We start from the raw sequence: 13,471 nt of genomic DNA, 5'->3' as shown, positions 1-13,471 counted from the left end.
ACGGTCGCGCTCCCGGCGGCGCCTCTGCCGCTCGGCCTCCGCGCCCTTCGAGGCGTCCTTGCGCCCGCCCGTGCCGCCGAGGAGCAGCCCGAGGGTGCTCGGGCGCTTCGGCCTATTCTCCTTGTTGGTTCTTGCTCGGCTCATAGAGCTCGGCTCCTTTCTTCCTTGCCCTGCGCCTCGCGCGCCGCCCCGGGCGGCCCGGGCGCGGCGAGCCCTCGGGGAGGCTCGCGGCGAGGCAGGGCTCGTACGCGAGCAGCTGCGGGGAAAGCTCGTGTGCCGCCAGGAGAGGCAGCAGCTCCTCGGCGCGCATGCCGAAGGGCCGCCAGAACCCGGCGAGCCAGAACGGCATGCTGCAGAGCATGATCGGGAAGGCCGCGTCCGCGACGTCGGCGTGCAGGCCCAGGTGGACGAAGGCCGCCGCCCCGACCGCGCTGCCGAAGCCGAGCGACACGCATGCGAGCGTGCGCAGGCTCATCTTCCCGACGATCTTCTCCTCGTACTCGCCGATGTCCTTCTGGACCGGTATCCGGAGCGCCATCCGCGACGCCCCCTATGCCGGCAGCCAGGACGTGTCCAGCTGCCCGAAGTAGACCGACGCGGCGATGATGATCGCGCCGCCGGCGATGGTGGAAATGGCGGTCGCGATCTGCGGGCCGCCCTGCTGCTCCCTGATGGCCAGGCCGAGCGAGACCGCTCCCCACACGACCAGGAAGCCGCCGAGGAAGGTCACGCAGCCCGACACGAGCTTGATGACGTTTGCGAGCATGCTGCTCTCCTTTGCTTTCAGTTGACGATGTTCCTTGCTGCTCCTCCCCCGCGGCGGGGGAGGCACGCGCCCTCCGCGGCCCCGTCACGATGCGCCGTCCTTCCGCCTGCGGTACTCCGCGAAGTCGAACGGGCCGCGGCGCGCCGCCTCCTCGAGCAGGCGCGAGCGCGGGTGGCGCTCGAGCCGGTACTTCCGGTCCATGAGCGGCATGCACCCGTTCACGAGCACGAGCGCGTCCTCGCGCGGCATGCGCGCCACCTCGGCGGGCTGTATGAGGTCGCGCTCGGAGATGCCGCGGTTCACGGTGCGGGTCCAGCCGGCGCCCCGCGAGTCGCTCTGCGTCTCGCTCGCCACCGTCTGCTTGCCGGCCATCTTGCTGATCTCCTCGTTGGTCTCGTTCGCCTTGCCGCCCAGGTAGAGCAGCGTGTCGCAGGCGTTCACGATGGTCTCGGCGTTGTTGTCGCCGTAGGTCTCCTTCAGCTGCGAGAGCGACTGGGCGATCATCGAGACCGCGATGTTCCTGCTGCGGGTGACCGCGATGGTCCGCTCGAAGTCGGGTATGCGCCCGATGTTGGCGAACTCGTCGAAGACGAAGTGCACCGTCGTGGGCAGCGATCCGCCGTGCGCCTCGAGCGCCTCGGCGCAAAGCGCGCTCACGGCCGTGTCCATGAGCAGGGCGAACAGGAAGTCGAAGGTCGAGTCGGTGTCGCTCATCGACGCGAAGAGCGCGACCTTGGCGCCCTCGTCGCCCATGTGGGCGAGGTCGAGCTCGTCTTTGGAGGTGAGGTCGCGCACGGCCCGGATGGACAGCGGCTTCAGGCGGACGTTGCAGCTCGAGAGCATCGACTTCATGGTGTCGCCGGCGGCCACGCGGAACTCGCGGTAGCTCGCGAGCGCGAAGTCGTCGGGCGGCGCCGGCTCGCGGACCTTGACCCACTCCCACGCGCCGTCCTCCTCGGAAAAGCCGCGCAGCGATCCGCCCTCCGCCGAGGCGCCGCCGCGCCTGACGTAGCGCTCGCCGGTCTCCAGCTCGCGGAACACCATGTCGAGCGGGCTCATGTAGCCCGGGTCGTCGCGGGCGTCGGCGAGCGAGAGCAGCGTGAGCAGCCCGTCGAGGTTTCGGTCGGCGGGCTCGCAGTGCATGACGAGGTAGGCCGTGAGCGCGGTGTAGACCAGGCGCTCGGCCTTCTCCCAGTAGGGGTCGCCCTTGTGGTCGGCGTCGCCCTCGGTGTTGGCGACGATGCCGCGGGCGAAGCGGATGACGCCCGCCTCGTCGCGTATGTAGGCTATGGGGTTGAAGCGCATGGAGCGCGTGAAGTCGATGGTGTCGAACGCGCGGATCTCGTAGCCGAGCTCCGCCAGCGCGCCGCCCATCTCGCGGATGAGCGTGCCCTTCGGGTCGGTCACGAAGAAGCTGGCGTTGGCCTGCAGGAGGTTCGGCTTGACGTAGTAGCGCGTCTTGCCGGTGCCCGGGCCGCCCACCACGAGCACGTTGTCGTTGGTGTCGGTGGAGAGGTCGAACCTGCGGCTCACGAGGCGGATGCGCGCGTTGTCGGTGAGGATGATGTTGTTGTCGGGGTCCTTGGCATCGCCGAAGGGCGCGATGTCCTTGCGCGTGGCCCACCTGGAGCTACCGTGCTCCTCGCCGTCGCGCCGGGCGCCCTTGGATCCCATGGAGCGCGCCCAGGCGACGAGCGCCGCGCACGCGCAGGCGGTCCCCGCGCACAGGGGAAGCGCCTCCGTTGAGAATACGCGCCCCGCGCGGAGCGCCGCCGGGATCGCCGCCATGGCGGCCTCCGGGTCGAGGATCGGGCTCGCGCCCGACGCCGCAAGGGCCGCGGCCGCGAAGTCTCCCGCGGCGAACGCCGCCGCGGCCAGCGCTGCCGCCGCCTGCCACCTCATCTCTCGGGCCCCTCGATATGTCGCGGGCCGCGGTCCCGGCCGGGGCCCTGGCTGTGGGCCCTCGACGCCTCGCGCGCCCGCTCGGCGCGCTCCGCCAGCCGCTCGGGCGCCCGGCGCCTCTCGGCGATCTCGGAGAGCCGCTCCCTGGCGCGATCTGCGGCCTTTCCCGTCTCTTGCTCGAGCTGGCGGAAGGCCTCGTCGACCTCGGGGGCGTCCTCCACCTTGAAGAGCAGCCAGTCGCGGCCCTCGCCGGGGATGATGTGGTGCTCGACCGACGCGGCGCGCAGCTTGTCGGAGACGACCTCCTTGATCGTCGCGTACTCGGGAAGCCCCGAGAGCTCCTCGAGGCTGAGCTTCGCGTAGGTCGGCGCGCCCTCGGCCGCGATGGCCTCGGCGCGCCCGCCGGCGATGGTCCCGCGGATTCCCGCGAGGCGCTCGGAGAGCTTCCTCGCGCTGCGCTCCATTGCCTCGGCGCCGGCCTCCTGGCCGATCCTCAGCATCCAGTCGAGCAGCTTGCCGCCCGCCTCGTCCCCGTAGTCGCTCGCCATCCCGCGCCTCCCTTCCAGTCGAGATGAAAAAGGGGCGCCTTCGCGCCCCGGTCGTCCCTATTCGGCCCCGACGGCCCTCTCGCGCGCCATTGGGGCGCGGGCTTCCTGCCCGGCGTGCGCGCGGCTCGCCTCGCGGGCGGACGCGGCGCGCTGCGCCAGCGGCTCGGGCGCCTTCTCGTGCAGGTGGGCCCACTCGCCGCTGCGGCACTGCTCCGGCGTCGCCTCGCACATGTCGCGCATGGCGCGCTCGAACCGCTCGGGCTCCTGGGCGATGGCGCCGAAGCTCCAGCTCTCGAAGCCGGTCCACGCGTCGCCGTCGCGCTTGAGCGTCCACCACTCGTCGCCGCCGTTCACCTGCTGGATGAACGCGAGGTCGCGGTAGCAGAACCCCTGGCGTATGGCCCAGTTGCCCGAGCCGAGCGCCTCGCGGAGCCTGTCGACGCTCTCCGTGCGGGAGAACTCGTAGGCGTACTCCTCGAGGAACGGGTCGTCCTGCCAGTCGAAGCCGCCGACCTTGAGCCAGCCGTTCTCCTGGCACTTCTCCACGAGCTCTTCGTGCTCGCGGCCGGTTATCCTCTCGAAGCCGTCCATGGGCTCTCCGCCTTTCGTTTGTTGCTTGGCGGGCGGCGTCCTCGCGATGGGGGCACGGTGCGAGTCGGAGCAGGCGTGCGTGCTGGCGCGTCGGCGCCGCCCAAGACGTGTATAGCGATTTCGATTGCGGCAGAGGGCGGGGCCGCCCGCGATGGGTCGAGCTGGGTCGAGCCGTCCGCGCCTCCACGGGAAGCGCACAAGCTAGCCGAGCCGGCGCCTGTCCCTTCCGCCCAGGTAGACGGGCCTGCAGGTCTGGGAGATCCTGCTCGCGATCGCCTCTGCCGTTACGCGCTCGCCGCGCCTTGCGAGCCTGTCCGCCAGCGCGCCCGGCGCGTAGTTCGACGTGACGATGGTCGGGCGCATGTCCTCGTAGCGCGCGTCGAGCACGCTGAACACGGTGCCGACGGACCACTCGGTCGCGTCCTCCTTGCCGAGGTCGTCGAGCACGAGGACGTCGCACTTGGCGTACCGCGCGACGGCGGCCTCGGTGCCGCCCTCGCCGAACGTGGCCTTCACGCGCTCGAGCATGCCCTTGGCCGTCGTGAAGGCGACGTCGTAGCCGGCCTCGGCGAACAGCCTGGCCATGGCGGAGGCGGCGTGCGTCTTGCCGGCGCCGACGCCCCCGTGTATGTAGAGCCCGGCGCCCCCGTTGCCCGCGAACGAGGCGATGTACTCGGCGAACTCGGGGCGGTCGGCCTCGGCGGCCCAGTAACGCCTGGGGATGCCCGCGCGCGAGAGCGCCTTCTCCCGGCGGGCGGCCTCCTCCTTGGCGGCGAGGGCCGCGCGCCTTCGCGCCTCGGCCTCCCGCTCGCTGGCTGCGCCCTCGCACGGGCAGGGGGCGGCGGAGACCCAGGCGACCCTGCCCGCCAGCGCCGCGCCGAGCGGATCGAGGGCGGCGCCGCAGTGCGGGCACGCCCTCGGCTCCGGCTCGTCGAAGGAGAGCCCGGCCGCCCGGGCCTGCTCCAGGGTGATGAGTCCCGCTCGGTCCATCGGGCGCCCCTTCCTTATCTTCTGAAGTCCTTGTTGTCCCTTTTGCTTATTGGGTGGCATATCGTCAGGGGTTTTCCTGTCATCTCGTCAGGGGTTCGGGCTGAGAACCCTGACGGTTCGTCACCCTTGTTCTCGGCGAACCCTGTCATCTCGTCACCCTTTTGCGTCTGGAACCCTGACGAACCGTCAGGGGTTGCCAGCGCTCCGGGCGGCAGCCTCTCGCGCACGATGCGGTATCGCTTCGTGGCATGCCCGCGCGCCGGGGCGTGCACGCCGCATTCCTCGATGAGGCCCCGGTCGAGCAGGTCGCGGATGGCGCGGTGGGCGCTGCGCTCCTGCACGTTGAGGAAGCGGGCCAGGTTGCCCTTGCTCTCGAAGTAGTCGCACCCGCCGTCGCAGAAGCCGAAGATGCGCGCGTAGACGAGCAGGGGAAGGCCGGAGAGGCCCAGGTCCGCCATCATGAAGTGCCGTACCGCCGTGAACTCGCGCGGGGAGGGGCTGTCGCGCCCCCTCGGGCCTGCGGCCGCCATCGGCGCTAGTCCCTTCTGGGCGAGCCGACGACGCTGTTGCGCTCGACCCATGCGACGAGCTCGTCGTGCAGCACGATGCCGTCGCGCGTCTTGCCGCCGATGTAGCGGATCGGGAACGGGTCGTCGGGGTCCTTGGCGAGCCGGTACATGGCGTCGCGGCTGATGCGCAGCATCGCGCACGCCTCGTCGGCGCCGAATATCGCGTTGGTCGATGCGATGAGCCTCACCTGGCTCCTGCTAGTGCTCTTGGTCATGGTCGTCCTCGAGCTCCTTTCGTCTCGAGGCTCCCTCGCGTGCCCGGCCGCGGGCGGCTCCCGGGGCGGTCGCCGCCGTCATTTCCTGCCGCTCCTCGACTCGATGTAGGCGTCCACGGACGCCCTCGAAACCAGGAGCTTCCTTCCGAGCCTGTACGAGTCGATCTCTCCCGACCAGATGAGGTCGTACGCCTTGTTTCGGCTCGCCCTCATGTACTCCTGCATCTCGATCACCGTCATCCATTCGCCGCGATCTTGGTTGCCCTCGGGCGCGGCGCATTCGGCTGTGCTTGCCATGGTTCCTCCAATCTTCCCGTGCGGCACCGCGCGAGGACACCGCACGACACCGTGTGCCTTTTCGTCTGCGCGACGATTGAACCGCCTGATGGCGCTTGGCGCGCCCGGCGGGAGCGGAGACGGGTCGAGGTGGGTCGAGCTGGTCGGGCCTTCACGAAACGGCCATGAGCCGCATGCCTTAGCTCGCAGCTAAGTCCCCGAAAAGCAAAAGGCGCCCATGCGGGCGCCTGCCTAGTAGCTGGAGTTGTTCGGTTGTGGTCGGAATGCTCGTCTTCCGCGGTGCTGTCGTCCGGGGTCCGGCATCTGTCGTTCGCCTCTTCTGTCGTGTTTGATGTTGCGTGTTCTGCGAGCGACCTTGCACAGGTTTTTCAGCCCGTTGCCCCAGGTGCACCCGGGTAAATGGTACCCACCCGCCGGGACAAGGACATTGCGGGAGGGCCGTCTGGGCAAGCTGGGGTGGACGAGCGGGCGTCGGCGGCTCGATTAGGGCTTCTCCGTTACCCTGCAGCTGTTCTCGGTCGCCTGAACGACAATATCGCCGAGGTCCGCCACGCCCTCATCGAGCTGAACGACTTGAGGCCAGACCTCGCGGACCATGGCCATTTGGTCGTCTATCAGCAGGCATTTCGCCATTCGCACCCTATTCCTCATGCCGATGACCTCTTCTCCGAGCCTTTCCGGGTCTTCTGGGTCGAACATTCTTGCACCGCTCTCGTTGACCAAGTGCCCATCATGATCGAATCGTTCCGGATTCGATTCCGGGCTAAGGCGATATTCGCGACAGCGTTCGCTTTCCAGTAGGTTCGCGTTGTCGTTCCGGGATTTAGGGGAATTTCTCTCAGTGAAATCGGAGATGCCGCAATCCACCTCGTTCAGATGGTCAATAAGACATCGAAAGCTACTGCTCGTCAGGACTTTTTCGAGGGTGTCTGCATAAGAGGTCGTTGGCAAACCGTATTTTTCTTTAAACGGGCTGCTATTGGCGCCGGGCCTCGCCGCGAGCTCGCGAAGCGCGTTGACCGCCTCCACGCTTATTCCGAGATATTCCGAAACCTCCTGCTCGTCGAACGTCCTTCCCTTTGATTCGCCGATCAAGTATCCAATCTGGACTTTCAGGAGTCTTGAAATCGTTTGCATCGTGGGAAACGATGGGAAACCGGGTTTTTCTTTGCCGTATTTGCCGCCGATTTTCTCCCAGCGTCCAACAGTGGTCTTCGTCGTAGCATGCCCTTCTTTCTGCATTGCATTCGCGAAGTCCTCTTGCGTTGCATACCATTTTTTCCTCTCGGTTTTAAATCGCTCACCCCAGGCGTCTTTCATTTCTTGATCGGTTAAGACTCGTCCCATGTTGTTTCTCTCTTCCATTTACCACTGAGATACTCGTGAAAAGCTTCTATACACGAGTCTATCAAGTTGAGAGAATCAAGTCATCCGATACGAAAGGATTAAACGATGAAATGCGAATTGACCAAGAAATCGTTCGAGGTGCCGGCCCTTCTCGAACGGCATAACGATTTCGAGCAAGCAATATGCAGAACGGTGTTTCAAGACAAGTACAGCTCCAGCGTGAAGACCTACCACGTCATCGACCATCTTATTGCTCGAGGCGAAGAGCTCGGACTCATGGGCGTCCCAAGCTATCTCGCGGCGATAGAGGCGCTGAAGAGATTCAGCTCCTATCACGCTGGCCTAATCAGGGGTTTTGCCGGGGAACGACGGGTCTTCTACGCGATCAAGCATGTCGGGTCCGGCTTCGAGCAACTGGTCAATGCCGAGCTGGACTACGAGGGCGAGCACGATGAGTTCGACCAGATCCTCGTCAGCCGGCAGGGTCTTGTGATAGTCGAAGTGAAGAACTACTCCTCCTCGGCCGCGATCGGGAGCGACGGGATCCTGAGGTTTGAGGACGGAAGCGGGCGCATGCGCAACGTCGGGGAGAGGATGGCCTCCAAACGTTACGTCTTGCGCGAGGTAGTGTCCAACGCAATTGGGCGCGAGCTCCCTGATGAAAGGATTGTCTCCCTTGTCGTCAACGCCAACGAGAAGACCTTTATTCGGAACGATTCTGATCGAGTCGAGGTTCAGAGCACGGGCAGCATCGCGCGTCGAGTCGAGGAGCTGCTGAGAGGCGACGAGGTCCTAGGGGCCGAAGACGTCTCCGCCATCAAGGCGGCGCTTGAGGCTGCCCACCATCCCATCGAGATCGAGCCGGAGATCGATTTCGAGTACGTATCGGCAACCCTGCACGAGGCCCTCTCGCTGATCGCCCGATCGGTTGCGGAGGAGAAAGAGGGCGAGGATTTCGCTCGCGTGTCCGCTCCCGAGAGCGAGACCTGCTCGGTATCTCAGGCGCGGAGGCCGTCTCCTGCGCTCGTCTCGGGTGCAGTGGCTCTTCTTTTAGGCCTTGCGGGCGGATACGTGCTCGGATCAACGGGAAAATGGAGGTAAGCAGATGAACGACGTTATGGAACGCACCGCTACAAGCTACGCGGCGATTGATGCGGTGGACAACAAAGCAAGCGATTGTCGGGGCATGCTCAAATCCCTTGTCGATGCGACGAACGGCATCACCGGGCCTCAGGCCGGCCTCCTCGGATGCCTCGTCGTTTCCATTGCCGGGGTGGCGGGATATGGAATATACGCCCTTTGCGACCTGGTCAAATCCGGACACCCCGTCGAGCTCACCTCTGGAGGGGTGCGCTTCGCGGCGAATACGGCAGCGCTCGGCGAGGCGAGCAGCCTCTAATCGGCGGACAGGAGAATCGATGCAGATGAATGAGATGCCCTCGATCGGGACCACGCTGACTTACGGCGAGGCAATCAAAGCATACGACCGCTTCGAGCGGACGATGCTCGAAAAGGCGTACGGGGCCGGACTCCTGCCCGCGGTGGGGTTGTACGACCTGCTCTGGCAGCTTGAGTCGCTCGCGCAGAAGTTCGGAATCGAGGGCAAGGGGGCCTTCCCGAGGCTCAAGAGGGAGATCCGATCGTTCTCGAGCGAGAGGACCGCTCTGGCGAACGGGGTGAACGGCGAGAGGTTCTACCTGCTGCAGGATGAATCGGCGCTCAAGCAGCATGACGAGACGCACCTTTTCAAGGTCGGAATCGACGGGGACAAGCTCGCCGGCGACCTCGACGAGGCCCTCGAGCTGCTTTCAAAAGAGTCTGCCAGGGTCGACGTGTACGCCGACACCTATTCACCCGACCGATCTGAACGGGATTCCGACAGGCTGGGCAAAGACCCCTTCATGAAATGGGCCGGAATCGGGTTTTGCGCGATGATGGCCTGTTTAGGAATCTCGATGCTGGTCCATTCGGTCTTCCAAATCGGCTTCTGCTCCAAGTGGTTTATCTGATGCAGAAGCCATTGGACGAGCAGTCTTTCAAAAAAAATAGGGCAGAATCGCTTTCACGATCCCGCCCCGCAAACCCGAGGGTTTCTAACTGGAACCTATTATGCAGCTAAGCGGCGTCTTATCAACCCCCCCCCGTAACAGACTCCATTGTCGGTAAACGCTCCGCCAAGGGCTGATCGCCTCCCTAGACGAGCTTCTTGCGCGTCTCCTTCAGTATGCCCTTCTTGAAATCGGACCACTTGCCGAAGAACTTCTCGTCCGTCGCGGTGGCGGTGTGCTCGGCGTATTTGATTGCCGTGAGTTCCATGGTGCAGATGTAGTCCGCCGCCTGCGAAAGCCGGTACTCGGAGGGCTGCGCCGATCGGTAGACGACGGCGTCCTTCGACAGCGCGTACTCGACCGCGCGGTGCAGCGACTCGGCGATGGAGCGCTGGCCGTTGTCGTAATAGACCTTGACCAAATCGTAGTATTGCAGCTCCGCGAGGTTGTCGAACAGGAAGTTCACGATATCCCTTCGCATCGCCCCCGCGAGCTTGTCGAGCGAGGCGAACTGCTTGGTCGCGTATGCGAAGGTGTGGTACTTTACGGGCATGTGGCGGAAGAAGACGCGGAACGAGCCGAGCATCATCTTGCGCGTCCTCAGGTCGAGCCCCGAGTACTGGTCCTTGCCGTTCATGAGCGGCGACGCATGGAAGGGTATGTCCGGGAGCCCCTTGGCGCGAAGGGCGCCCTCATATGCCGCGATCGAATTCGCGATGTTTTCGGATTGGTCGTGCATGACGACGGTGAGCAGGTAGTGGCGGTCGGAGAGGCCGTCGCTTCCCGACTCGTCGACGAAGATGCTGAGTTCTCGCATTGTTCTCCTGGATAAGAAAAAAGCCGGGGAAAACGTCCCCGGCACTTGGAAGCCTTCCTAACGGAAAACCAATTACCTTATATCATGTACTGTCCGGAAATTCAAGGGAGCTCGATGCGTTTCCGGACGTCGGCGGAATCTCAAAGCCCGCTCGCCAACTCATGGGCAAGCCACCTGAGACTACTCACTTTACCCGCGGACGACGAAGAGCTGCGACCTGCGGTTTTTCAACCAGCATGAAAGCCGCCCGCGTTGATTCACTTGCGATTGTAGCTGGCGGCTTGCGGGCAAAAGGGCGGTTGAGTTTCAAAACGGGCGTTTTCGGCGATATTGAGCTTGCAAAGGCGTCCCGCCGCGCCCTTTGGGACAAAAACAAAAACTCAAAGCCCTGAGTTTGAAAAAAGTTTTTAGAGTTGTCCCAGCTTTTGTCCCCAAAGCCGACGAAACGCGACATGGTGTCACCTGGCGGCACTCGGCTCGAGGCGGCACCGAAAACTGGGTGTAACTGGAATGACGGGGCGGCAAAACTATAACCATCGAGTGGGAATAGAAGAATCGCTGAAAGGAGTTGTCATGAACAAGGAGACGTTCGATTACGTGACCGAGCGCGTGGACACGCTCGCGGATTCCGAATTCAGCACGCAGGTGACAAAGGATGCTGCGCAGGCATGGAAGGATGCAGTAGCAGCCAATTCGAGCGACGCTGCGATCGATGCGGCAACGAACGACCTGCTCGACGTCCTCGAAGGGCGCCCGACGACGATCGACGGCGTGATCGCCTTCTTGCAAGGGCCGGCAATCGAGATGCTTGGCGAAGACGCGGCTGCAAGCGCGCTTGCAGCCCAACAGCAACGCAAGGAGGCGGGTGCGAAGTACTGCGATTGCGAGGCATGCTCTGCAGCCACGGAGATCCTCGCGAAGTTCGACCGCATAGAACTCTGATAGCGAGAAATCGGAGCCTCCCACCGAGTCCGATAAACGATCACGAGCCATCGATGCGAAAAACGGGGGCTGCGTACCTTGCGACGCGCAGCCCTCGCTGTACAGGCTTGCTATACCCGCTTTCGAACTACGCAACTCCCGCTGTCGCTCGCCATCCGTGCGAGCAGCTTCCTGCGCACGGGAGAGCATCGGAGCGGCATTAGAAGACGGCGGTCAAGAACGCGGCGGCCGCGAGGAAGATTCCCGGCACGTTGGCCACCACGATCGGCCAGTCCCGCTCCTTCTTGAAGAGGCCGTAGATGGTCCAGAACAGGCAGTTGAAGAACGCTGCCAGGGGCTGCACAGGATTGCCGGGGTGCCCGGCCAGGTTGTCCATGATCTGCGGAATGTAGGAGACGTACATACACACCGACAGCACCGAGGCTATGCGCCCCACTATAGCGATGGGCCTCGCATGGCGTTTGATGCCTCCCTGATGCACCGATGCCTTCTGCACCATGCGTCTATGCGTATCGGTCTTCACGTTCATCGAGCACCCTCGTGTTCGCGGATGGGAATCTCTGCAACTCGATGATAGATCGAGGCATTCGAGGCCCCCGCGGGCGCGATGAAACGTGACGCGAAGGCGAGCAGGAGGTAAGCGCGCCGTTTACCGCGCTAAAAGCCGCAGAGCCAGTCCGCTGCCCTTGCGGCATCTACCGAAACGCCATCCGACAAGCCAACGTTGCACTTTTGCCAGACCGCAAAGTGCGCGTTCACGCGCGACGCCGAAGGGCGCTACGGGCCGGCGACGGTCGACCTTGCCGCCCTTCGACATAGGTTCAGCTGATCCCCTCATCGGAAGACTTTCCTACCATCTCCCTCCGCACGAAGCAATCGGCCACGTGGTCGTTCACCATGCCGATGGACTGCATATAGGCGTACACGATGGTGGAGCCGACGAATTTGAAGCCGCGCTTCTTCAGATCCTTGCTGATGCGGTCGGAGAGCGGCGTGGTGGCCGGGACGTCCGCCTGGGTCTCCCAGTGGTTCACAACGGGCTCGCCGTCCACGTACCCCCAGATGAACGTGTCGAAGCTGCCGAACTCTCGAGCCACATCCAAGAACAGCTCCGCATTGGCCACGGCCGCCTCGATCTTGCGGCGGTTGCGAACGATCCCTGCGTTCGCCATGAGCTCCTCAACCCTCGCCTCGTCGTAGTGCGCCACTTTGGCGGGATCGAAGCCGTCGAAGGCCTCGCGGTACGCCTCCCGCTTCTTGAGGATCGTAAGCCACGACAGGCCCGCCTGCGCGCCCTCCAGAACCAGCAGCTCGAACAGCTCGCGGTCGTCATGGGTGGGTCTTCCCCACTCGTTGTCATGGTAGTCAACGTAGATCGGCGTGTCGCCCGCCCACGAGCACCTAGTCCGCTCCTCCACTGTGCCTCCTAGCGAAACGTCATCCGGTACGCAAGCGTCGCACGCTCGCCCGGCGCGAGCACGCGCACGCCGGGCTTCTCGGCGAGCTCGCGCGGGGAGAAATGCGCGTCGGGCAGCGCCGACCACGGTTCCAGGCACAGGTAGCGGGCGTCGTCCTGGCCTGCCTTCGTCCAAATGCCCAGATAGGGGAAGTCCGGGAATTCCACGGTCACCTCGCAACGGTTTGCGCTGCTCGCCAGTGCGATCGTGCTGCCCGGGACGTTCTCCAGCACGATGGTGTCGATGCCCAGCTGCTCGGGCGTCTTCGTCAGACGCCCGTCCTCGAGCGGCACTGCGATCTTCGGCAGCGTGAGGATGCCCGCCTCGTCCATTCCGAACATCTCGATCGTATCGAGCCCCTCGAAACGCACGAAGTAGTCCGTCATGCGCTCGCCGGGCAGCAAGCACGTCGCGTATGCTTCGTGCCCGCCCAGCTCGAACGGCATCGGCGCGTTGCCTGTGTTCTCGACGATATGCGACTTCACTATCGCGTTGTCCTCGAGCGAGAATTCCACACACAGGCGGAAGTCGAAGGGGTAAACAGCCCGTGTGCCCTCATCGGACACCGTCTCGAAGCGCACGTGCGAGTCCGACACCTGCTCGACCGCGAACGCGCGGTCGCGGCAGAACCCGTGCATCGGCGCACCCACTCGCTTGCCGTCATTCGCGTACCAGCCATTTCGCAAGCGCCCGATCAGCGGGAACAGCAGCGGTGCACGCCGCCCCCACACCGCAGGATCGCCCGACCACAGGCGCTCAGCGCCGTTGCGAACGACGCTCTGCAACTCCGCACCCTTGCTCGACGCAAGAACCGATAGCGTGTCATTTTTCAAGGCGATAATCGTCATATCCCACACCATATTGTCCTTTGCTTCGGATGATTCCAAAACTATAGTAGCGCATATGCAAACCTATCTTAGATTCTACTTTTACGACGAGTATTCATCGGAATATACTTGCAACATAGTCGCTGCGATGAAAT

Annotated in this window: 19 protein-coding genes; 4 read left to right on the top strand and 15 right to left on the bottom strand. The window is 64.2% G+C overall.

Annotated elements, in window-relative coordinates; translation table 11 throughout:
• Positions 1-112: 112 nt before the first annotated feature.
• From ABGT83_RS03340 to ABGT83_RS03295, 10 genes are all read right to left on the bottom strand, one after another.
• Positions 113-538 carry a PrgI family mobile element protein gene (locus ABGT83_RS03340; RefSeq protein WP_148331634.1) on the bottom strand — a complete coding sequence of 142 codons (426 nt, stop codon included), beginning with the start codon at positions 536-538 and terminating at the stop codon, positions 113-115.
• 12 nt (positions 539-550) lie between these two features.
• Positions 551-766, bottom strand: coding sequence for a hypothetical protein (locus tag ABGT83_RS03335; RefSeq protein WP_006234636.1), 216 nt, complete (start codon positions 764-766; stop codon positions 551-553).
• A gap of 84 nt (positions 767-850) precedes the next feature.
• Positions 851-2,668: a VirD4-like conjugal transfer protein, CD1115 family gene (locus ABGT83_RS03330; protein ID WP_346685907.1), complete on the bottom strand. Its 1,818-nt coding sequence runs from the start codon at positions 2,666-2,668 to the stop codon at positions 851-853.
• The gene (locus ABGT83_RS03325) at positions 2,665-3,216 is read right to left on the bottom strand and encodes a hypothetical protein (RefSeq protein WP_346685905.1); all 552 of its coding nucleotides are present in this window, start codon (positions 3,214-3,216) and stop codon (positions 2,665-2,667) included. Before ABGT83_RS03325 ends, ABGT83_RS03330 begins: the two co-directional genes overlap by 4 nt.
• 57 nt (positions 3,217-3,273) lie before the next feature.
• On the bottom strand, positions 3,274-3,807 hold the full coding sequence (locus ABGT83_RS03320; protein WP_144744830.1) for a peptide ABC transporter substrate-binding protein: 534 nt from the start codon (positions 3,805-3,807) through the stop codon (positions 3,274-3,276).
• Positions 3,808-4,008: 201 nt separating this feature from the next.
• The gene (locus ABGT83_RS03315) at positions 4,009-4,797 is read right to left on the bottom strand and encodes an ATP-binding protein (RefSeq protein WP_346685904.1); all 789 of its coding nucleotides are present in this window, start codon (positions 4,795-4,797) and stop codon (positions 4,009-4,011) included.
• A gap of 14 nt (positions 4,798-4,811) precedes the next feature.
• Positions 4,812-5,327: a hypothetical protein gene (locus tag ABGT83_RS03310; protein WP_346685902.1), complete on the bottom strand. Its 516-nt coding sequence runs from the start codon at positions 5,325-5,327 to the stop codon at positions 4,812-4,814.
• A gap of 5 nt (positions 5,328-5,332) precedes the next feature.
• A complete protein-coding gene (locus tag ABGT83_RS03305) occupies positions 5,333-5,581 on the bottom strand; it encodes a helix-turn-helix transcriptional regulator (RefSeq protein ID WP_144744817.1) in 249 nt (82 codons plus the stop codon).
• Positions 5,582-5,659: 78 nt separating this feature from the next.
• Entirely contained in the window at positions 5,660-5,878 is a 219-nt protein-coding gene (locus ABGT83_RS03300) for a helix-turn-helix domain-containing protein (protein WP_015540314.1), read from the bottom strand.
• A gap of 483 nt (positions 5,879-6,361) precedes the next feature.
• Complete coding sequence (locus ABGT83_RS03295) at positions 6,362-7,243, bottom strand: helix-turn-helix domain-containing protein (RefSeq protein WP_139913180.1); 882 nt, start codon at positions 7,241-7,243, stop codon at positions 6,362-6,364.
• 99 nt (positions 7,244-7,342) lie between these two features.
• On the opposite strand from ABGT83_RS03295, the gene ABGT83_RS03290 reads away from it, so the two are divergent.
• Genes ABGT83_RS03290 through ABGT83_RS03280 form a run of 3 tightly spaced genes read left to right on the top strand, consistent with a single transcriptional unit; the run spans position 7,343 to position 9,234 of the window.
• Positions 7,343-8,326, top strand: a complete 984-nt coding sequence (locus ABGT83_RS03290) for a nuclease-related domain-containing protein (RefSeq protein ID WP_346685901.1) — start codon at positions 7,343-7,345, stop codon at positions 8,324-8,326.
• Positions 8,327-8,330: 4 nt separating this feature from the next.
• Complete coding sequence (locus ABGT83_RS03285; RefSeq protein WP_015540311.1) at positions 8,331-8,624, top strand: hypothetical protein; 294 nt, start codon at positions 8,331-8,333, stop codon at positions 8,622-8,624.
• A gap of 19 nt (positions 8,625-8,643) precedes the next feature.
• A complete protein-coding gene (locus ABGT83_RS03280) occupies positions 8,644-9,234 on the top strand; it encodes a hypothetical protein (RefSeq protein ID WP_015540310.1) in 591 nt (196 codons plus the stop codon).
• Between the two features lie 184 nt (positions 9,235-9,418).
• On the opposite strand, the gene ABGT83_RS03275 is transcribed toward ABGT83_RS03280, so the two are convergent.
• Positions 9,419-10,090 carry a DUF3800 domain-containing protein gene (locus ABGT83_RS03275; protein ID WP_015540309.1) on the bottom strand — a complete coding sequence of 224 codons (672 nt, stop codon included), beginning with the start codon at positions 10,088-10,090 and terminating at the stop codon, positions 9,419-9,421.
• Between the two features lie 184 nt (positions 10,091-10,274).
• On the bottom strand, positions 10,275-10,544 hold the full coding sequence (locus tag ABGT83_RS03270; protein ID WP_139912678.1) for a hypothetical protein: 270 nt from the start codon (positions 10,542-10,544) through the stop codon (positions 10,275-10,277).
• A 119-nt stretch (positions 10,545-10,663) separates the two neighbouring features.
• On the opposite strand from ABGT83_RS03270, the gene ABGT83_RS03265 reads away from it, so the two are divergent.
• Complete coding sequence (locus ABGT83_RS03265; protein ID WP_103264542.1) at positions 10,664-11,032, top strand: 3-hydroxyisobutyrate dehydrogenase; 369 nt, start codon at positions 10,664-10,666, stop codon at positions 11,030-11,032.
• A gap of 199 nt (positions 11,033-11,231) precedes the next feature.
• Here the strand turns inward: ABGT83_RS03265 and ABGT83_RS03260 are convergent, their stop codons facing one another.
• The 3 genes from ABGT83_RS03260 to ABGT83_RS03250 all read right to left on the bottom strand — a co-directional run bounded on the left by ABGT83_RS03260 (position 11,232) and on the right by ABGT83_RS03250 (position 13,337).
• Positions 11,232-11,561, bottom strand: a complete 330-nt coding sequence (locus ABGT83_RS03260; protein WP_346685898.1) for a SemiSWEET family transporter — start codon at positions 11,559-11,561, stop codon at positions 11,232-11,234.
• Between the two features lie 292 nt (positions 11,562-11,853).
• Entirely contained in the window at positions 11,854-12,450 is a 597-nt protein-coding gene (locus tag ABGT83_RS03255; RefSeq protein ID WP_346685896.1) for a DNA-3-methyladenine glycosylase I, read from the bottom strand.
• Between the two features lie 8 nt (positions 12,451-12,458).
• Entirely contained in the window at positions 12,459-13,337 is an 879-nt protein-coding gene (locus ABGT83_RS03250; RefSeq protein ID WP_239926340.1) for an aldose 1-epimerase family protein, read from the bottom strand.
• Positions 13,338-13,471: the final 134 nt, after the last annotated feature.

The organism is Enteroscipio rubneri (genome assembly GCF_963929405.1).
Taxonomy (GTDB): domain Bacteria; phylum Actinomycetota; class Coriobacteriia; order Coriobacteriales; family Eggerthellaceae; genus Enteroscipio; species Enteroscipio rubneri.
Note: the sequence above shows the minus strand (reverse complement) of the source record. Positions and strands in the feature narration are given on the sequence as shown.

Bases quoted from the DNA above. Each gene is read 5' to 3' on its own strand.
- ABGT83_RS03320 (WP_144744830.1), bottom strand. From the start codon at position 3,807: ATGGACGGCTTCGAGAGGATAACCGGCCGCGAGCACGAAGAGCTCGTG.
- ABGT83_RS03325 (WP_346685905.1), bottom strand. From the start codon at position 3,216: ATGGCGAGCGACTACGGGGACGAGGCGGGCGGCAAGCTGCTCGACTGG.
- ABGT83_RS03315 (WP_346685904.1), bottom strand. From the start codon at position 4,797: ATGGACCGAGCGGGACTCATCACCCTGGAGCAGGCCCGGGCGGCCGGG.
- ABGT83_RS03295 (WP_139913180.1), bottom strand. From the start codon at position 7,243: ATGGAAGAGAGAAACAACATGGGACGAGTCTTAACCGATCAAGAAATG.
- ABGT83_RS03330 (WP_346685907.1), bottom strand. From the start codon at position 2,668: ATGAGGTGGCAGGCGGCGGCAGCGCTGGCCGCGGCGGCGTTCGCCGCG.
- ABGT83_RS03270 (WP_139912678.1), bottom strand. From the start codon at position 10,544: ATGTCGCGTTTCGTCGGCTTTGGGGACAAAAGCTGGGACAACTCTAAA.
- ABGT83_RS03305 (WP_144744817.1), bottom strand. From the start codon at position 5,581: ATGACCAAGAGCACTAGCAGGAGCCAGGTGAGGCTCATCGCATCGACC.
- ABGT83_RS03335 (WP_006234636.1), bottom strand. From the start codon at position 766: ATGCTCGCAAACGTCATCAAGCTCGTGTCGGGCTGCGTGACCTTCCTC.
- ABGT83_RS03280 (WP_015540310.1), top strand. From the start codon at position 8,644: ATGCAGATGAATGAGATGCCCTCGATCGGGACCACGCTGACTTACGGC.
- ABGT83_RS03260 (WP_346685898.1), bottom strand. From the start codon at position 11,561: ATGAACGTGAAGACCGATACGCATAGACGCATGGTGCAGAAGGCATCG.
- ABGT83_RS03285 (WP_015540311.1), top strand. From the start codon at position 8,331: ATGAACGACGTTATGGAACGCACCGCTACAAGCTACGCGGCGATTGAT.
- ABGT83_RS03265 (WP_103264542.1), top strand. From the start codon at position 10,664: ATGAACAAGGAGACGTTCGATTACGTGACCGAGCGCGTGGACACGCTC.
- ABGT83_RS03250 (WP_239926340.1), bottom strand. From the start codon at position 13,337: ATGACGATTATCGCCTTGAAAAATGACACGCTATCGGTTCTTGCGTCG.
- ABGT83_RS03310 (WP_346685902.1), bottom strand. From the start codon at position 5,327: ATGGCGGCCGCAGGCCCGAGGGGGCGCGACAGCCCCTCCCCGCGCGAG.
- ABGT83_RS03300 (WP_015540314.1), bottom strand. From the start codon at position 5,878: ATGGCAAGCACAGCCGAATGCGCCGCGCCCGAGGGCAACCAAGATCGC.
- ABGT83_RS03340 (WP_148331634.1), bottom strand. From the start codon at position 538: ATGGCGCTCCGGATACCGGTCCAGAAGGACATCGGCGAGTACGAGGAG.
- ABGT83_RS03275 (WP_015540309.1), bottom strand. From the start codon at position 10,090: ATGCGAGAACTCAGCATCTTCGTCGACGAGTCGGGAAGCGACGGCCTC.